Genomic DNA, 17611 nt, shown 5'->3' on the forward strand with positions numbered 1-17611 from the left:
ACCAACCGCACCTGAAGTGCCATCAGAGGTAGGTCACGCACCCGCCGCGCAGTCGTCTCATGCACCTGCCGGCACCGACTGCCGCAGTGCTGGCAGTACATCATGCGGGCGCTGGGCTTGAGGTAGATCGTCACGGTCCGGCTGCCGCCCTCGGGCCATGCGATGCGCTCCACCCGATAGCCTTCCCACCCGCCCAGCCTCTCGATCATCTTGCGGTCGAACATCCCCTCACCCTTGCGCCCTGGAATCAGGCCTCAAGCGTAACGGTGGCTGGCAAGGGACTCCCCGCTAATCTGCGAAGAACCTTTTTTTTGGTTCTTCGCCGGCGCCGGTCGATTCTGCGTCTTCCCGCAAAACTAAAACCGGGGGCAGAGTGCAATTTCTCAAGACGAAATTGCACTCTGCCCCCGGTTTGTTGCGGGGGAGAGCGGCGTCCGGCTGGTAGGCTGCTGCCCATCCGAAGTGGAACGCCCATTCCGGCGTCCTGTTTCGCACCGACGGCCGCTGTCATGATGGCGGGATGACCGACGATCCACGTACAGCGCTTGATGCGCATGTCGCCCGCCTGTTGGCCCGCCTGCCCGACGATGTGCACGCCGCCCCCGCGGCGATGGCGCGGCTGCATCCGGTCGCGGTCGCCAGCGACGTCGCGATCGACGTGCTGCAGCGCCAGCCCGACCTGCTCGCAGAGCTGCTGGCCGACGACGGCGATACGCCGCCCGCACCGCCGCAGTTGGACGCCGGCAATCGCAGCGACTGGCCGATGCTGCTGCGGCGCTATCGCCTGGCCTGTTCGACCCGGCTGATCTGGCGCGACGTGCATGGGCTGGACGATGTCGAAACGACGCTCGCCGGCAGCACCCAGTTGGCCGAGACCTGCCTGCAGGTCGCACTTGACGCCCTCGAACAGGCTTTCGCCGATCGCCACGGCGTCGTGCGCGACGGCGAGGGCCGCGCGGTGCGGTTGGTCGTGTTCGGGCTCGGCAAGCTCGGCGGTGGCGAACTGAACTTCAGTTCCGATATCGATCTGGTCTACGGCTTCGAAGCGGCCGGCGAGAGCGACGGCGCGCGGCCGTTGGCGGCCGAGGACTACTTCACCCGGCTGGGCCAGCAACTGGCGCGGCTGCTCGACGAGATCACCGGCGACGGCTTCTGCCATCGCGTCGACCTGCGCCTGCGGCCGTTCGGCAACGCCGGCCGGATCGCGTTGAGCTTTGCGGCGATGGAGCAGTACTTCCAGCGCGAGGGACGCGATTGGGAGCGCTATGCCTGGCAAAAAGCACGGCCCGTGGCCGGCGACCTCGCCGCAGGCGCGCGTTTCCTCGACCTGCTGCGCCCGTTCGTCTACCGCCGTTATCTCGACTTCGGCGCGCTCGACGGCCTGCGGCAGATGAAGGACATGATCGCGGCCGAAGTCGCGCGCCGGGAGCTGGCCGACGACATCAAGCGCGGCGATGGCGGCATCCGCGAAGTCGAGTTCCTGGCCCAGGCGCTGCAGCTGATCCGGGGCGGGCGCGAACCGGCGCTGCGCGAGCGACGGCTGCTGCCGGCACTGCGCGCGCTGCATGCGGCAGGGCAACTGGCCGACGAGGCGCTGGCGCGGCTGCAGGCGGCCTACCTGTTCCTGCGCCGCGTCGAGAACCGGCTGCAGATGCTGCGCGATGCGCAAACCCATCTGCTGCCGGCCGATCCGCTCGACCGGCTGCGGATCGCGTCCGGTCTGGGGTACGCCCATTGGGCGGCGCTTGAGACCGAGCTGCGGCGCGAGCGCGGCCACGTTGCGCACGAGTTCGATGCGCTGCTGGCGGTCCGCAGCCAGCAGCGCAGCGTCGACACCGACAGCGATCTGGCGACCTGGTGGCGCGCGCTGCCCGACGGCGGCGATGCGCAGACACTGGCCGAGGCCGGATTTGCCGATGCGCGCGAGGTCGCCGAGGCACTGCGCGACTTCGCGCGCTCGCCGAGCGTGCGCGATCTGTCGGACAATGCCCGCGCGCGGCTCGACCGGCTGATGCCGGTGCTGCTGCAAGCCTCTGCGCCGGCGGATCGGCCGCTGCAGGCGGTGCGCCGCCTGCTGGCGCTGCTGCACAACATCCTGCGGCGTGCGAGCTACCTGGCCTTGCTCGACGAGCAACCGGCTGCGCTGGCGCGGCTGGTGGAGGCGGTGACCCGTAGCGCCTTCCTCGCCGAGCGCCTCGCCGCGCATCCCCTGCTACTCGACGAACTGCTCGACGCCCGGGTCGAAGGGCCATTGCCCGAGCGCGATGGTTTGGCGACCGAGTGCAGCCGTGCGCTGCAGCAGCGCGATCTGGAAGCGGCGCTGCTCGCGCTCAACGAGATCCGCCAGCAATTGAGCTTCCGGATCGCACTGGCCACGCTTGACCGCCGGCTCGATCCGCCGACGGCGACCCGGCAACTGGCCTGGCTGGCCGACGCGGTGGTCGAGGTGGTGCTCGCACTGGCGATGCGCGAACTCGAGCGCGCCCATGGCCGGTTGCCCGATGCCCGTTTCGTGGTGGTCGGCTACGGTAGCCTGGGCGGCGAGGAACTGGGCTTCGGGTCGGACCTCGACCTGGTCTTCCTCTACGACGCGCCCGCCGATGCCCAGTCCGACGGCGCGCGGCCGCTCGATGCCCAGCGTTGGGCGGCGCGTCTTGCGCAGAAGATCGTCGCCCTGCTGGGGACGGTCACCGGCGGCGGCCGGCTCTACGACGTCGACGTGCGTCTGCGCCCGGACGGCGGCAAGGGGCTGCTGGTGTCGTCGCTGGCCAGCTACGCGGAGTACCAGCGCGAGCGCGCATGGACCTGGGAACACCAGGCGCTGGTGCGCGCGCGCGTGGTCGCGGGCGATGCGCCGATGCGCGAGGCGTTCGAATCCGTCCGCAGCGACACACTGGCCCGGCCTCGTGACCCGGCGGCGCTGCGCGAGGAGATCGCCGCGATGCGCCGACGCATGCGCGGCGAACTCGACCGTTCGACGGCCGACCGATTCGACCTCAAGCAGGGCGAGGGTGGGCTGGTGGATCTGGAGTTCCTGGCCCAGTCGCTGGTGCTGCAGGCGGCGGCGACGCACCCCGGACTGCTCGCGCCCAGGGCCACGCCGGCGTTGCTCGAGGCCGCGGCCACGGCGGGTCTGTTGCCGGCCGCCCAGTGTCAGGCGCTCCGCCAGGGCCATGCCTGCCTGTTGGAGGCGGCCTTGACCTGCATGCTCGACCGCCGGCCGCGCATCGCACCGCTCTCGCCGGCGCTGGCGTCGGCGCGGGAGACAATTGCAGGCATCGCCGGCTGGGCCTGATCTTCATCGTGGATTCGCCCGCCTAGGTGCAGGATCGAGTTCCTGAGACGGCTGGCAGCAGTGCCGCGGGCTGTCTCGCTTCTGTGAATGATCCCTGTCCAGGAAGTGCTGGACGTTCCGTAAACGGAACGCTCGGGAACTTCCAGCGGCCTTAGCAGTCATATCTGGAGACTGCTACCATCCCTTTCATGAGCACGCAGACCATGACCCACGCCCTGGTTGCCAACAGCCTGCCGATCCCCAGCCCGCTCGGTTCGCTCGATGCCTATATCGGCGCCGTGCACCAGATTCCGGTGCTGACGGTCGAAGAGGAGCAGGCGCTGGCGCAGAGGTATCGCGATCACGACGATCTCGATGCCGCGCGCGAGCTGGTCCATTCGCATCTGCGCTTCGTCGTCCATGTGGCCCGCGGTTACAACGGCTACGGGTTGCCGCTGGGCGATCTGATCCAGGAGGGCAATATCGGCCTGATGAAGGCCGTCAAGCGCTTCGATCCGGACGTCGGTGTGCGCCTGGTGAGCTTCGCCGTGCATTGGATCCGTGCCGAGATGCACGAGTTCATCCTCAAGAACTGGCGGATCGTGAAGGTCGCCACGACCAAGGCGCAGCGCAAGCTGTTCTTCAATCTGCGCAAGAGCAAGACCCGCCTGGGCTGGCTCAACGCCGAGGAAGTGCGCACCGTCGCCGCCGACCTCAACGTCTCGGAGCGCGAAGTGCTGGAGATGGAGTCGCGTCTGTCGGGCCGCGACATCGGGTTCGATGCGCCCGCGGGCGAGGACGACGACAATGCGCCGCCGGCGCCGGTCGCCTACCTCGTCGCACAGGACGAAGATCCGGCACAGGCGTACGAGCGCAGCGACAGCGAGGCCGACCAGCTCGAACTGCTGCGCGAAGGCATGGCCAAGCTCGACGCCCGCTCGCGCGACATCATCCGTCGCCGCTGGCTCGACGACGAGCACAAGGTGACGCTGCAGGAGCTGGCCGACGAGTACGGCGTGTCCGCCGAGCGGATCCGCCAGGTCGAGGCCAATGCGCTGAAGAAGATGAAGGCGTTGTTCGCGGCCTGAGTCCTGTTCGCCAATGCTGGACCCCGGACGGCCCGCGCAAGCGGGCCGTTTCTGTATGCGCGTTCGCATGCTCTGCAACGCAGGGCCACAAACCCGCCCCCACCCTTCTGAATGCGCAGTGCTTTTTAACCCGACCGTTCGTCGGAAAGTCAATAGATCAGCAGGTCTTTTTGTTGCATTTCTGTTAATTATTAGACTAGCTTCTGCCTTGGTTTTGTTTTTGTTCATGAATGCGCGCAGGCCATGCCGGCGCATCAACCTGAGGAGAAGCAATGAACAAGTGCCACAATCGCGCCAAACCGGTGTTTCGACGTGCCGCATTGAGCATCGCGCTGCTGACCTGTATCGGGGTGGCGACGGCGCAAAGTACTTCGGGAGACATCCTGGGCAGCAATGGTGGCGATCCGGGGAGCCGCGTCCAGGTTCGGAGTCTTGCTTCGGGCGCGACCCGAGAGGCGGTGGTCGGCAATGACGGCCGGTTCCGCATTTCGGCGCTGCCTCCCGGGCAGTATGAGCTGACGGTGTCTGGCAGGACCACTCGGGTCACGGTCATTGCTGGTCAAGCGGTCACGACCTCCCTGGCCGCGGACGCGACCAGCCTGGACACGGTCCGCGTGCGTGGACTGGGGGGCGTCAACAACATCGACCTGACCAGCATCGAAACCCGAACCACATTTACCGCCGAACAGCTCAATACCTTGCCCGTCGCGCGCAACGTCACCGCCGTGTCCTTGCTGACCCCTGGCACCGCGTCGAGCAGCGAGTACTTCGGTAATGCATCTTTTGGTGGTGCTTCAGCAGCCGAGAACAGCTACTACATCAACGGATTCAACGTCACTAACCTGTACGACAACCTTTCGTTCACAGAGGTGCCTTACCAGGCCATCGAGCAGTTGGATGTGCAGACCGGTGGTTACGGTGCCCGATACGGCTTCTCCACTGGCGGCGTGACGAGCGTGGTGGTCAAGCGCGGCAGCAACGAACTCAAGGGAGGGGTGAGTTACACGTTCGCCCCCAACTCGTTGCGGGAGCAGCCTGACCCGGTCACTCTCAAGGACGGCACGATCTGGCGCTCTTATGATCGCAATGAGTCCTCCTCCGACAATCTGAGCTTCTGGACCAGTGGCGCGCTGGTTGAAGACCGGCTGTTCTTCTTTGCGCTAGGGTCATTCAGCAACTGGGATGCGGCCTCCTATGGCGTGCGCGGTAGCGGCTATTCGTCCTCGCCGACCGGCGCCTACACCAGCGCGCTCGGCACGACCGCATACGACTACAAGTCCGAGCAGCCGTACTGGATGGTCAAGTTGGACTGGTACCTCAACGACAACAATCATCTCGAGTACACCGGCTTCGACAATACCCGCAAGCAGACTTACACCAACTACATCGCTGCTTTTGACAGCACCGCGGCAAATGCGCAGGCGAGCAAGACCGATTACACCGGCAAGGAATTCAGGGAGAACGGTGGCGATACCCACATTCTGAAGTGGACCAGCTACCTGAACGACGATCTCACGCTGTCGCTGCAGTACGGGCGAATGCAGAACACGAATTCCAACTACACCGTCAATGCCGATGGTGTGGAGAACAAGTACTACGGCGATGTCGAGAGCTCGCCGCCTTGCCCCTATGTGCTGGATTATCGACCCGACAGCCCGCGCTTCGGCCAAAACATCGGCTGCGCCACGGTGAGCAGCGTCGATGTATTCAACGGTTCCAATGAGCGTAACGCTGGTCGCATCGATCTCGAATGGCGACTGGGGGATCACCGGTTCTCGTTCGGCTACAGCGACGAGCGCTGGAAGTCCTTTCAGGGCACGATCCAGGACCTCCAGTACATCACCACGTCCGATTACTGGCTTGATGCCGACGAGTCTGTCGATATCGTCGATCGCATCAAGTATGCGACCGGCGGTAGTGTCGAAATCGACCAGAAGTCCTGGTACGTCGAGGACAACTGGAACATCACCGACAACTTCATGTTGTATCTGGGCGTGCGCAACGACTCGTTCGAGAACAAGAACAGCACAGGCGTGACGTTCGTCAAGCAGGACAACATCTGGCAGCCTCGTGTGGGCTTCACCTGGGATGTGACCGGCAACGGCGATAGCAAGCTCTACGCTTCAGTGGGCCGCTACTCGCTTCCGATCGCCGCCAATGTGGCGCTTCGTGCGGCATCTGCCTCGTACTACGTGGAGAACTTCTATACCTACTCCGGCGGCCTGGATCCGGTCACTGGCACCCCGGTCAACATTACCGGACCCTATGATGGTGGCTCTCAGGATCGGATCTACAACGGCGAGGACGGGAGCGTGCCCGATCCGCGCGCGGTCGCATCGCGCGATCTCGATCCCTACACCCAGGACGAGGCCATCCTCGGCTACCAGCACCGGCTTGTGTCCGACAACGCCTTCCTTGACGGCTGGACGCTGGGAGTGAAAGGCACCTATCGCCGTGTCGACACCGCGATCGACGACACTTGCGATGCGCGTGCCCTCTACCGGGCCGGCATCGAGGCAGGTTACGACCTTTCGAACTGGGCGGACGAGTGGACGGTGCCGGGTGGCATCCCGGGCTGCTACCTCTACAACCCGGGCAAGGATCTGACCATCACCACCGACATCAACGTCGATGGCAATCCGGTCACACTGACCGTTCCTGCCGACGCCCTCGGCCCGGAGGCCAAGCGCAACTACAAGGCCGTCACGCTGAGCGCGGACAAGGCGACCGAGAACTGGTACCTGAGCGGTTCGTACACATGGTCCAAGCTGACGGGCAATCTCGAGGGCCTGGTCAAGAGCACCAATGGCCAGGACGACACCGGCACCACGTCTGACTTCGATTTCTCGGAGATCATGATTGGCGCCGATGGTTATCTGTTCAACGATCATCGCCACAGCCTGAAGATCTTCGGCAGTTACGCGCTGAGCGAGCAATGGGAGATCGGCTTCAACCTGCTGGCGCAGTCCGGCTCGCCCATCTCCTGCCTTGGCGGTGGTTACGGCAGCTTCGGCACCCAGTATGGCTATACCGGCGTATTCCACGTATGTGATACCGGCGACATCACCACGGGCTCCAACATCGATCGAGCTGAGGACGATGTGGTCAGTCCTGTTGGCTCTGCCGGCCGGACGCCATGGATCATCACGCTCAGCCCGAGCTTGGTCTACAAGCCCAGCTGGCTCGAGGGGTTGCGGGTGAATGTCGACGTGATCAACGCCTTCAACAACATCAAGCCCGTCCAGGTGTACGAGACCAACTTCGCTTATAACGGCCCCAGCGGCTATCGCAATTACTACAACTACGGTCAGGCGAAGTACTTCTCCGATCCTCGCTACGTCCGGTTCCAGATTCAATACGACTTCTAGTATTGCGGTTCGACCGGCATCGCCGGCTTGCGGTCTCGGCCCGCCTCGTTACGAGGCGGGCCTTTTCATGTACGTATACAGCGGTCCTCAGTGCGCGGCGTCTCGAGTGGCAGCACAAGGAATCCGGCGACGGCACTGGGCGTCACGATCGCGACTTGGACATCACCACTTGAACAGCACCAGGCTCAACGCCAGTGCGGCCATGCCGGCGACCAGGCCGTAGACGGTTTCGTGGCCCTTGGCGTAGCGCTTGGCGGCGGGCAGCAATTCGTCGAGTGCGAGGAAGACCATGACGCCGGCAATGAGCCCGAAGACGGCGCCGAACACCGGTTCGGACAGGAACGGGCGCAGCAGCGCGTATCCGATCAGTGCGCCCAGCGGCTCGGCCAGGCCCGACAGCAGGCAGGCCAGGAAGGCGTAGGTCTTGTTGTTGGTAGCGAAGTACACCGGGACCGCGATCGCGATGCCCTCGGGGATGTTGTGGATTGCGATGGCGAACGCCAACGGCAGGCCGACGCCTGGGTTCTCGATCGTGGCGAAGAACGTCGCCAGGCCTTCCGGGAAGTTGTGCGCGGTGATCGCGACCGCCGTCAGCAGACCGACGCGTTTGACGTAGCTGGCGTTGTGCTCGCGGAAGTACGGGTCGTCGACCTCCAGCCGCTCGTGCGGGTTGGGCACCAGGCGGTCGATGGTGACGATGAACAGCACGCCGCCCAGAAACGCCAGCGTGCCCCAGGTGAAGCCGAGCTGCTCGCCGTAGGCGTCCGTGAAGGCGAGAATCGACTTGTCGAGGATCTCGGTCAGCGACACGTACACCATCGCGCCAGCCGCGAATGCGAGCCCGAACGCGAGCAGGCGTGCGTTGGGCTGCTTGGCGAAGATCACCAGCAGGCTGCCCAGGCCTGTGGCCAGGCCGGCCGCGGTCGTGACCGCGAGCGCGATCAAGAAGTTGTGCGTGGAGATATCGAGCATCGTCAGTGCATCAGATCGGGGGAGGCTCAGTCCGGCGCGGCGTCGGGCGCCGGCGGGTGAGCAGCCATGCTATCGGAAGCCTGCAGCGATCGGTCGCGAACCGCTGCATCGGGTCCGACCTCGGGCGCGGGCCCGAAGATGATCCGCGCCGCGCGCCGGTGGGTCCAGTACGCGAGCGTCCAGTTGAGCAGCACCACGACGCGGTTGCGGAAGCCGATCAGGAAGAACACGTGGGCGACCAGCCAGAACCACCACGCAGGCGCGCCCGAGAGCTTGATGCGCCCCAGATGCGCGACGCCGGCCATGCGGCCGATCGTGGCGAGGTTGCCGTAGTCGCGGTAGACGAACGGCGTCCTGGGCTGGCCGCGCAGGTCGGCGAGCAGGTTGGCGGCCGCGTGCTCGCCCATCTGCTTGGCGGCGGGAGCCACGCCCGGGACCGGGCGCCCGCCGCTCTCGACCGCGACCATGTCGCCGATGGCGTAGATCTCGGGATGGCCGGGCACGGTGAGGTCGGTGGCCACCTGCACACGGCCGGCGCGATCGCGCGGCACATCCAGCAGCGCGCCCAGCGGTGAGGCCGCGACGCCGGCAGCCCAGATCACGGTTCGGGCGGCGATGCGACGCTCGCCGATCCGGTAGCCGTCGGCATCGATCTGGGCGACCGGTTCGCCGGTGAGCACCTCCACCCCGAGCTTTTCCAGCTGGCGGCGCGCCTTGGCCGAGAGGTCCTCGGGGAACGAGGCGAGCACGCGCGGGCCGGCTTCGATCAGCCGGACCTTGGCCAGCGCCGGGTCGATATGCCGGAACTCGCTGCGCAGGGTGTGGCGCGCGATCTCGGCCAGCGTCCCGGCCAGCTCGACACCGGTCGGACCGCCGCCGACGATCGCGAAGCTCAGCCACGCGGCGCGGGCCTCGGGATCAGTCTCGGCCTCGGCGCGCTCGAAGGCGAGCAGCATGCGGCGGCGCAGGTGCAGCGCATCGTCGAGCGTCTTCAGTCCCGGCGCGTGCGGTGCCCAGCGGTCGTTGCCGAAATAGGCGTGGGTGGCGCCGGCGGCGAGCACCAGGCGGTCGTAGCCCAAGGTCATGCCGCCATCGAGGGTGAGCGTGCGAGTCTCGGGCTCGATGCCCTCGACCTCGGCCATGCGGACCTCGACATTGCGCTGGCGTCGCAGGATGTGACGCAACGGCGCGGCGATGTCCGGCGCCGACAGGCCGGCTGTGGCGACCTGGTAAAGCAGCGGCTGGAACAGGTGATGGTTGCCGCGGTCGATCAGGGTGATGCGCACCGGGGCGCTGGCCAGAGCGCGCGTGGCCCAGAGCCCGGCGAAGCCGCCGCCGACGATGACGACGCGAGGAAGGTCGGAAGCGGCGGGCATCGCGGCCTCTCGAAGCGGGGACGTTTCGATTCTAGGTCGAACGCCGTGCACACACGCAAAACCGGGGTCAGAGTCGAATTTTCAAGAAACCGGGGTCAGCGTCCAATTGATTCGCCGCGGCCTGATGGATGCGGCGAATAATCGACTCTGACCCCGGTGTTGATCGCGTGAGCGCTACGTGGTCACAGCCGGGCGCGTTGTGCGGCGAGGGCATCGCGTTGTGCGGTCCAGTCGGCCAGGCGTTGACGCTCCTGTTCGACGACTGTCATCGGCGCGTTATTGACGAAGGTCTCGTTCGACAGCTTGCCGTGGCACTTGGCCAGTTCGCCTTCGACGCGCTTGAGCTCCTTGTCCAGGCGCGCGCGCTCGGCATCGAGGTCGACCAGACCCTCGAGCGGGACGTACAGCGCGAATTCGCCGACCAGGGCGGTCGCCGCCGGTGGCGGGTCGCCTTCGAGGCGGTCGATGCGCGCCAGGCGGACCAGGGAACACAGCTGCGAGTCGAAGCGGCGCAACCGCTCGGTCGACAGCGGGTGGTCCTCGCGGGTCAGCAGCACGATCTGGCGCGACGGCGACACGCCCAGTTCGCTGCGGATGCGGCGCAGTGCGCTGACCATCTGCTTGAGCCATTCGACATCGGCATCGGCCTTCGAGTACGCGGCCACGGCTTGCGCGTCGGCCTGCGGATAGGGACGCAGCGAGATCGTCGTGTCGTCGATGCCCAGCCGCGGCGCGACCTGACGCCACAGTTCCTCGGTGACGAACGGGATCAGCGGATGCAGCAGCCGCAGCAGCGATTCGAGCACGTGCAGCAATGTGCGGCGGGTGCTGTCGGCGGCTGCTTGGTCGGTGCCCAACAGCGCCGGCTTGGCCAGTTCGACGAACCAGTCGCAGAACTGGTTCCAGGCGAATTCGTAGAGCGTCTGCGCGAGCAGGTCGAAGCGGTAGCTCTCGAAGTGCGTGCGGGCCTCGTTGGCGGCCTGGTCGAGGCGCGACAGGATCCACTTCTCGGTGTCGGTCACCGGCCAGGCGGTCTCGGCCGGGGCGGCGTCGAAGCCCTCGGTGTTCATCAGCACGAAGCGCGTGGCGTTCCACAGCTTGTTGCAGAAGTTCTTGTAGCCTTCCGCGCGGCCCAGATCGAACTTGATGTCGCGACCGGGGCCGGCGAGCGCGGCCATCGTGAAGCGCAACGGGTCGGCGCCGTGCGCGGCGATGCCTTCGGGGAACTCCTTGCGGGTGGCCTTCTCGATCTTCGGCGCATCCTTGGGCTTCATCAGTCCGGCCGTGCGCTTGGCGACGAGGTCCTCGATCGCGATGCCGTCGATGATGTCCAGCGGGTCGAGCACATTGCCCTTGGACTTGGACATCTTCTGGCCGTCCTTGTCGCGGACCAGGCCGGTCATGTAGACGTCGCGGAACGGCACCTGGCCGACCAGGTGGTCGGTCAGCATGATCATCCGCGCGACCCAGAAGAAGATGATGTCGAAGCCGGTGACGAGCACGCTCGAGGGCACGAAGTGCGCGAAGCCGCGCGCGTCCATCGCCGTCGCGTCCGGCCAGCCCATCGTGCCGATGGGCCACAGCCCCGACGAGAACCAGGTCTCGAGCACGTCGCTGTCCTGGGTCAGCGCCACGTCAGGCCCCAGGCCCGCTTGCTCGCGTGCCTCGGCTTCGGTGCGGGCGACATAGATGTTGCCCGCGGCGTCGTACCACGCCGGGATGCGGTGGCCCCACCACAGCTGGCGGCTGATGCACCAGTCCTGGATGTTCTCCATCCAGTGGCGATAGGTGTTGGTCCAATTGGGCGGGACGAACTTGACGGCGCCGCTTTCCACGAGCGCCAGGCCGCGTTGGGCCAGGCCGTCCATCGCGACGAACCACTGGTCGGTGAGATAAGGCTCGATGACCTGGCCGGTGCGGTCGCCGCGCGGCACCTGCAGCTTGTGCGGGCGCGCCTGCAGCATCAGCCCCTCGGCCTCGAGTTCGGCGAGCACCGCCTTGCGCGCCTCGAAGCGATCCAGGCCCCGGAAGCGCTCGGGCGCCGCGTCGTTGAGCGCGGCGTCGGGGGTGAACAGGTTGATCGTCGGCAGACCATGGCGCTGGCCGACCTGGTAGTCGTTGAAGTCGTGCGCCGGCGTCACCTTGACCACGCCGGTGCCGAATGCACGGTCGACGTAGGCGTCGCCGATCACAGGGATCGTCCGGCCGGTCAACGGCAGCGCCACGGTCTTGCCGATCAGGGCTGCGTAGCGCGGGTCCTCGGGGTGCACCATCACGGCGGTGTCGCCGAGCATCGTTTCCGGGCGCGTGGTCGCCACGACCAGGTGGTCGCGCGTCTCACGCAGCGTCTCGTTGCCGTCGGCGTCGATCTCGATATGCTCGTAGGTCGCGCCGTCGGCCAGCGGATAGCGGATTTCCCACAGGAAGCCGTCTTCCTCTTCGCTGACGACCTCCAGGTCGGAGATCGCGGTCTTGAGCACCGGATCCCAGTTGACCAGACGCTGGCCACGATAGATCAGGCCTTGTTCGTGCAGGCGCACAAAGGCCTCGACCACCGCCTGCGAGGGGTGCGGGTCCATCGTGAACGTCGTGCGCGACCAGTCGCCCGAGGCGCCCAGTCGGCGCATCTGGCGCTCGATCGTGCCGCCCGACTCGGCCTTCCATTCCCAGACCTTCTCGATGAAGCGCTCGCGCCCCAGCGAATCGCGGGTCTCAGTGCTGCCGGCAAGCTTGAGGTTGCGCGAGACCACCATCTCGGTCGCGATACCGGCATGGTCGGTGCCCATCTGCCACAGCGTGCGATAGCCGCGCATCCGGTGATAGCGCACCAGGGCGTCTTGCAGCGTGTGCTGGAACGCGTGGCCCATGTGCAGCGTGCCGGTGACGTTGGGCGGCGGCAGCAGGATCGTGTAGGCCGGGCCGTCACCCTGCGGGGCGAACACACCGCCAGCCTCCCACTCGGCATACAGGCGGGCTTCGAAGGAACCGGGGTCGTAGCTGGGGGAGAGGGGCATGGTGGGAGCGCCGTGATTCGTGATGGGTGATTCGTGATGTGAAGGCGAGTGTCTGGAGCGGAAGTGCATTGCTCGAACCCCCGGGTCCTGGCGTCCGGCCTTCCGTTCACATGTCGTGCTTGGATACCTCGAGCCCGGCCGCCTTGTAGTGGCGCCAGCGCTCGCGCAGCGGGTCGCGGGCCGAATCGTCGGCAGGGACGACTTCGAGCACGCGTTCAAAGCCGCCGTCGACTGCGGCGTCGCGCAGGTTGATGACCAATGCGCGCATCGGGGTGTCGGTGTCGGGGGCTGCGATCAGCACCGGGGCCTGATCGTCCTCGTCGTCGGTCCCGGCGATCTGGTGCGGGATGTAGTCGTCCTCGCCCATGTCCCAGAGCATGTCGTCGAGCAGCTCGGCCTGCGCCATGTCACGTGCCAGCACCAGCGTCCATTGCTGCGCGGCATAGGCCTTGCGCACCAGTTCGCAGACCAGCCGAAGCGGCTCGTCGCGGAAACGGGGCTTGGCGATCAAATAGAAGTCGGCGCGCATGGAAGAGGCAAGGAGATGTCGTCTTAAGCAGGGATCAAGCGAGCGGGCTAAACCGGGGTCAGAGTGCAATTTCGAACGAGGGGCCAGAGTGCGAACTTCGCCTTGCAAAATTGCACTCTGACCCCGGTTCTCCCGGTTTCAGGCCGTGGTGCGGTCGAGCAGCCACTGCGACAGCAGGCCGACGGGGCGGCCGGTGGCATAGGCCATCTTGCCGCTGCCGCTGGCGCTGCCGGCGATGTCCAGGTGGGCCCAGCGCTGTCCTTCGGTGAAGCGCGAGAGGAAGCAGCCGGCCGTGATCGCGCCGCCCCAGCGGCCGCCGATGTTGTAGACGTCGGCGAAGTTGGAATCGAGCATCGACTGGTACTCGTCCCACAGCGGCAGGCGCCAGGCGCGGTCGAAGACGTGCTCGCCGGCGGCCAGCAGTTCGGCGGCCAGGTCGTCGTGCTTGCTCATCAGGCCGGTGGCCTGCGTGCCGAGTGCGACCATGCACGCGCCGGTCAGCGTGGCGACGTCGACCAGGGCGGCCGGCTCGAAACGCTCGGCGTAGGTCAGCGCGTCGCACAGGATCAGCCGGCCTTCGGCGTCGGTGTTGCCGACCTCGATCGTCTTGCCCGACATGCTGGTGAGGACGTCGGACGGGCGATAGCTGTTGCCGTCGACCGCGTTCTCGACCGCCGGCACCACCACATGCAGGTTGATCGGCAGGTCCAGGCCGACCGCGGACACGAACGTGCCCATGACCGTCGCCGCGCCGCACATGTCGAACTTCATCTCTTCGATGCCGCCCTGCGTCTTGAGGTTGACGCCGCCGGTGTCGAAGGTGATGCCCTTGCCGACCAGGACGTAGGGCTTGGCGTCGCCGCCGTTCTTCCAGCTCAGCACGACCAGACGGGGGCGGTTGGCCGAGCCGCGGGCGACGGCCAGCAGTGAGCCCATGCCCAGTGCTTCCATCTGCGCTTCTTCGAGCACTTCGCACGAGGCCTTGTCGAAACGGTCGGCGAACGTACGCGCCTGCTCGGCCAGGTAGGCTGGGTTGCAGACGTTCGGCGGCAGGTTGCCCAGTTCGCGCGCGAACTTCACGCCTGCGGCAATCGCCTTGCCCTGCGCCAGCGCCTGCTCGTCGTCGCCGACGATGGCGATCGAGGTCAACTTCGCCGGCTCGCGCTTCTTGTTGCGCGCGCCCAGCGTGGCGACGTAGCGATAGGCGGCGTGGTCGGCGGCGATCGCCGCCTGGCGGATCTTCCACGCCGTGTCGTGGCCGGCGACCTCGAGGTCGGCCAATGCCAATGCGGCGCTGGCGACCGTGCCGTCCTTGAGGGCGCGGATCGCATCGCCGACGGCGCGCAGGTACTGGGGCGCACCGAACTTGGTGCGCTCGCCCAGGCCGACCGCCAGCACGCGCGGGGCGGTCACGCCAGGCAGGTCGTGCAGCAGAGTGGTGCGCCCGGGCTTGCCGGGCAGGTCGCCGCGCTGGGCGAGCGCCGACAGGCGACCGCCACTGGCGGTGTCGATGGCGGCGGCCGCGCCCGACAGCGGACCGTCGGCAAAGACACCGACGACCAGGCAATCGCTCGACAAAGTGGGGGGCGCGTCGCGGTTCAGGGAGAATTCGAGGGTCATCAACCAGATTCCATGGGGTGATCGGTACACTTCACGGTCCAGCGGGCGTGGCCTGTGACAGGCTGCGCCATCGCAGATGCGTCGTGAAGGCGCGGCTGGACGAACCCCTAAGTCTAAAGCAAAGCCCCCGCGCCCGATGCCGAAGCTCGACCGCTACCTGTTCCGCGAATTTGCCCAGGCGACCTTCGCGGCGCTGGTGGTGCTGATGATCGTCAGCCTCGGCGGGGTGTTTGCCGACGTGCTCGGCGACATCGCGCGCGGCCGGGTGCCGGCCGGCCTGATGCTGGCCCAGTTGGGCCTGCAGGTCGTCAACTACCTGCCCTTGATCCTGCCGCTGGGCCTGATGCTCGGTCTGATGCTGGCGTTCGGGCGGCTGTATCGCGATTCTGAGATGCCGGTACTGACCTCGGTCGGCGTCGGTCCGGTGCGCCTGCTGCGGCCGCTGGCGCTGGTCGTGGTGCCGATGACGTTGTTCATCGGTGCCTGCTCGCTGTGGCTGGGGCCGTGGGCCCGCGCCTACTCGCAGCAGATGATCGAGGCCGGCCAGCGCAGCCTGCTGGTGTCGGGGCTGGAAGCCGGCCGGTTCGTCGAGTTCCCAGGCGGCAACGGCGTGGTCTACGTCAATGCGATGTCCGACGACGGCAGTCGTCTGGGCCGGGTGTTCGTCTATCGCCAGGACGACGGACGCATGGACGTGACCACCGCCCTGAGCGGCGAGTTGAGCGTCGAGGCGGCGGGGCGGTTTCTGCGCCTCGACGAGGGCTTTCGCGTCGAGGGGCCACTCGATGCCGGGCTCGATTACCGGCTGATGCGCTATGCCAGCAACGAAATCCGGCTGCCGGCGGCCGACCTGGGCGCCGATGCCGACGACCCGACCCTGCAGTCCACGCTGACGCTGCTGGGCGACGACCGGCGTGAGGCCCGCGCGCAGCTGCATTTCCGCCTGGCGCCGCCGCTGCTGGCGCTGGCCTTTGCGCTGCTCGCGGTGCCGCTGGCCCGCAGTCCGCCGCGCCAGGCCCGCTACGGCCGGATGATGATGGGCTTTTTGGCCTACGTCATGGGCATGAACCTGATGATGCTGGGCGCCGACTGGGTCGGCGAGGGCCGGATTCCGGTCGCCCTGGGCTTGTGGTGGCTGGTGCTGCCGTTGCTGGGCTTTGGCGCGTGGCTGTACTTCCGCGATGGCCATGTGGTCGCGCCCAAGTGGAGGCGTGCGCGATGAGGCCGTTGGTGCGGATCCATGATCTCTACGTCGCCCGCATGGTCATCATCGCGGTGTTCGCGACCTGGGTGGTGCTGGTCGGGTTGGATGCGCTGATGGCCGGCGTCAACGAGATCGGCGCCGTTGGGCAGGGCAACTACACCTATATGTCGGCAGTGGCGTACATCCTGCAGACGCTGCCGCGCCGCGCCTATGTGATGTTCCCGACGGCGGCCGTGATCGGGTCGCTGATGGGACTGGGCCAGCTCGCCGCGACCTCGGAGCTGATCGCCATGCGCGCGCTGGGGCTGTCGCGGACACGTCTGGCCATTTCGGTCGCCCTGCCGCTGCTGGTGCTCACCGCACTGATGGTGGTCAACGCCGAGACCCTGGGGCCGATCGCCCAGCGCAGCGCCGACAGCATGAAGTCGGCCCAGCGCTCCAACAATATGGTGGTCGGCCGGTACTCGGGGCTGTGGGCGCGCGAGGGCGACACCTTCCTCAATGCGCAGAACGGCAGCGAGGTCGACGAGGCGGGCGGCAGCCGGATCCAGTTGCAGGACGTGCGCCTGTTCGAGTTCGCGAGCGACGGCCGCCTGGAGTCGGTCGCGCATGCCAAGACCGCCGAGCATGGCGCTGACGGCTGGCTGCTGCGCGACGTGCAGCGCACCTGGTTCGAGCCGCGCGCGGTGACCCGGACCGAAGCGCTGGAGGAGCATTGGGCCTCGCAGCTCGACGCCTCCACGCTGGCAGCCAGCGCCAGCAGCATCTGGCGGCCGCGCTACATGCCGGCCAGCGAACTGCGCGCGGGCATCGAGTATCGCAAGCGCAACCAGCTCGATGCCGGCGAGTTCGAGGAGCATTACTGGGGGCGCTGGTTCTATCCTCTCAATGTGCTCGCGCTGTGCCTGGCGGCGATTCCGTTCGCGTTCGGCTCTCTGCGCAGCGGCAATGCCGGCAAGCGGCTCTTCATCGGCGTGGTGTTCGCGCTCGGCTTCTGGCTCATGCAGATGCAGGTGGTGAAGTTCGCCGCCGTCTACCGGATCGATTTCCGCCTGGCCTATCTGCTGCCGCCCAGCGTGATGCTGCTGGTGTCCTGGCTGCTGTTCCGCCGACGCGGCGCCTGACGGGCGCCGCTGTCGCGTTCGTGAGCCGGCGGGGGCGCATGG

At 66.8% G+C, this 17611-nt stretch carries 11 protein-coding genes; 5 read left to right on the forward strand and 6 right to left on the reverse strand.

From position 1 onward, the window contains the following. Positions 1–224 (reverse strand): transposase family protein (locus ABE488_RS10405; RefSeq protein ID WP_346448253.1); only part of this gene is annotated, 224 nt, incomplete at its 3' end. Between the two features lie 296 nt (positions 225–520). Here ABE488_RS10405 and glnE point away from each other — a divergent pair. The 3 genes from glnE to ABE488_RS10420 all read left to right on the forward strand — a co-directional run bounded on the left by glnE (position 521) and on the right by ABE488_RS10420 (position 7730). Beyond that, positions 521–3295: a bifunctional [glutamate--ammonia ligase]-adenylyl-L-tyrosine phosphorylase/[glutamate--ammonia-ligase] adenylyltransferase gene (gene glnE / locus ABE488_RS10410; RefSeq protein ID WP_346448255.1), complete on the forward strand. Its 2775-nt coding sequence runs from the start codon at positions 521–523 to the stop codon at positions 3293–3295. A 188-nt stretch (positions 3296–3483) separates the two neighbouring features. Beyond that, the gene (gene rpoH / locus ABE488_RS10415; protein ID WP_337244027.1) at positions 3484–4362 is read left to right on the forward strand and encodes an RNA polymerase sigma factor RpoH; all 879 of its coding nucleotides are present in this window, start codon (positions 3484–3486) and stop codon (positions 4360–4362) included. 272 nt (positions 4363–4634) lie between these two features. Beyond that, positions 4635–7730, forward strand: coding sequence for a TonB-dependent receptor (locus ABE488_RS10420; protein ID WP_346448256.1), 3096 nt, complete (start codon positions 4635–4637; stop codon positions 7728–7730). A gap of 162 nt (positions 7731–7892) precedes the next feature. Here ABE488_RS10420 and zupT read toward each other — a convergent pair whose 3' ends face one another. The 5 genes from zupT to ABE488_RS10445 all read right to left on the reverse strand — a co-directional run bounded on the left by zupT (position 7893) and on the right by ABE488_RS10445 (position 15241). Beyond that, the gene (gene zupT / locus ABE488_RS10425; RefSeq protein ID WP_346448257.1) at positions 7893–8702 is read right to left on the reverse strand and encodes a zinc transporter ZupT; all 810 of its coding nucleotides are present in this window, start codon (positions 8700–8702) and stop codon (positions 7893–7895) included. 26 nt (positions 8703–8728) lie between these two features. Continuing rightward, positions 8729–10078: an NAD(P)/FAD-dependent oxidoreductase gene (locus tag ABE488_RS10430; RefSeq protein ID WP_346442922.1), complete on the reverse strand. Its 1350-nt coding sequence runs from the start codon at positions 10076–10078 to the stop codon at positions 8729–8731. A gap of 182 nt (positions 10079–10260) precedes the next feature. After that, positions 10261–13092 carry a valine--tRNA ligase gene (locus tag ABE488_RS10435; protein WP_346448259.1) on the reverse strand — a complete coding sequence of 944 codons (2832 nt, stop codon included), beginning with the start codon at positions 13090–13092 and terminating at the stop codon, positions 10261–10263. Between the two features lie 106 nt (positions 13093–13198). Next, positions 13199–13621 (reverse strand): DNA polymerase III subunit chi, encoded by a 423-nt coding sequence (locus ABE488_RS10440; protein ID WP_346442926.1) that lies wholly within the window; start codon positions 13619–13621, stop codon positions 13199–13201. Between the two features lie 138 nt (positions 13622–13759). Further along, complete coding sequence (locus tag ABE488_RS10445; RefSeq protein ID WP_346442928.1) at positions 13760–15241, reverse strand: leucyl aminopeptidase; 1482 nt, start codon at positions 15239–15241, stop codon at positions 13760–13762. Between the two features lie 136 nt (positions 15242–15377). Here ABE488_RS10445 and lptF point away from each other — a divergent pair, with 136 nt between their 5' ends. Next, the gene (gene lptF, locus ABE488_RS10450; RefSeq protein ID WP_346442929.1) at positions 15378–16463 is read left to right on the forward strand and encodes an LPS export ABC transporter permease LptF; all 1086 of its coding nucleotides are present in this window, start codon (positions 15378–15380) and stop codon (positions 16461–16463) included. Then, positions 16460–17569: an LPS export ABC transporter permease LptG gene (gene lptG / locus ABE488_RS10455; protein WP_346442931.1), complete on the forward strand. Its 1110-nt coding sequence runs from the start codon at positions 16460–16462 to the stop codon at positions 17567–17569. The genes lptF and lptG overlap by 4 nt, the downstream gene beginning before the upstream one ends. Positions 17570–17611: the final 42 nt, after the last annotated feature.

It is taken from the genome of Luteimonas sp. TWI662 (assembly GCF_039673825.1).
In the GTDB taxonomy this organism is placed as follows: domain Bacteria; phylum Pseudomonadota; class Gammaproteobacteria; order Xanthomonadales; family Xanthomonadaceae; genus Luteimonas.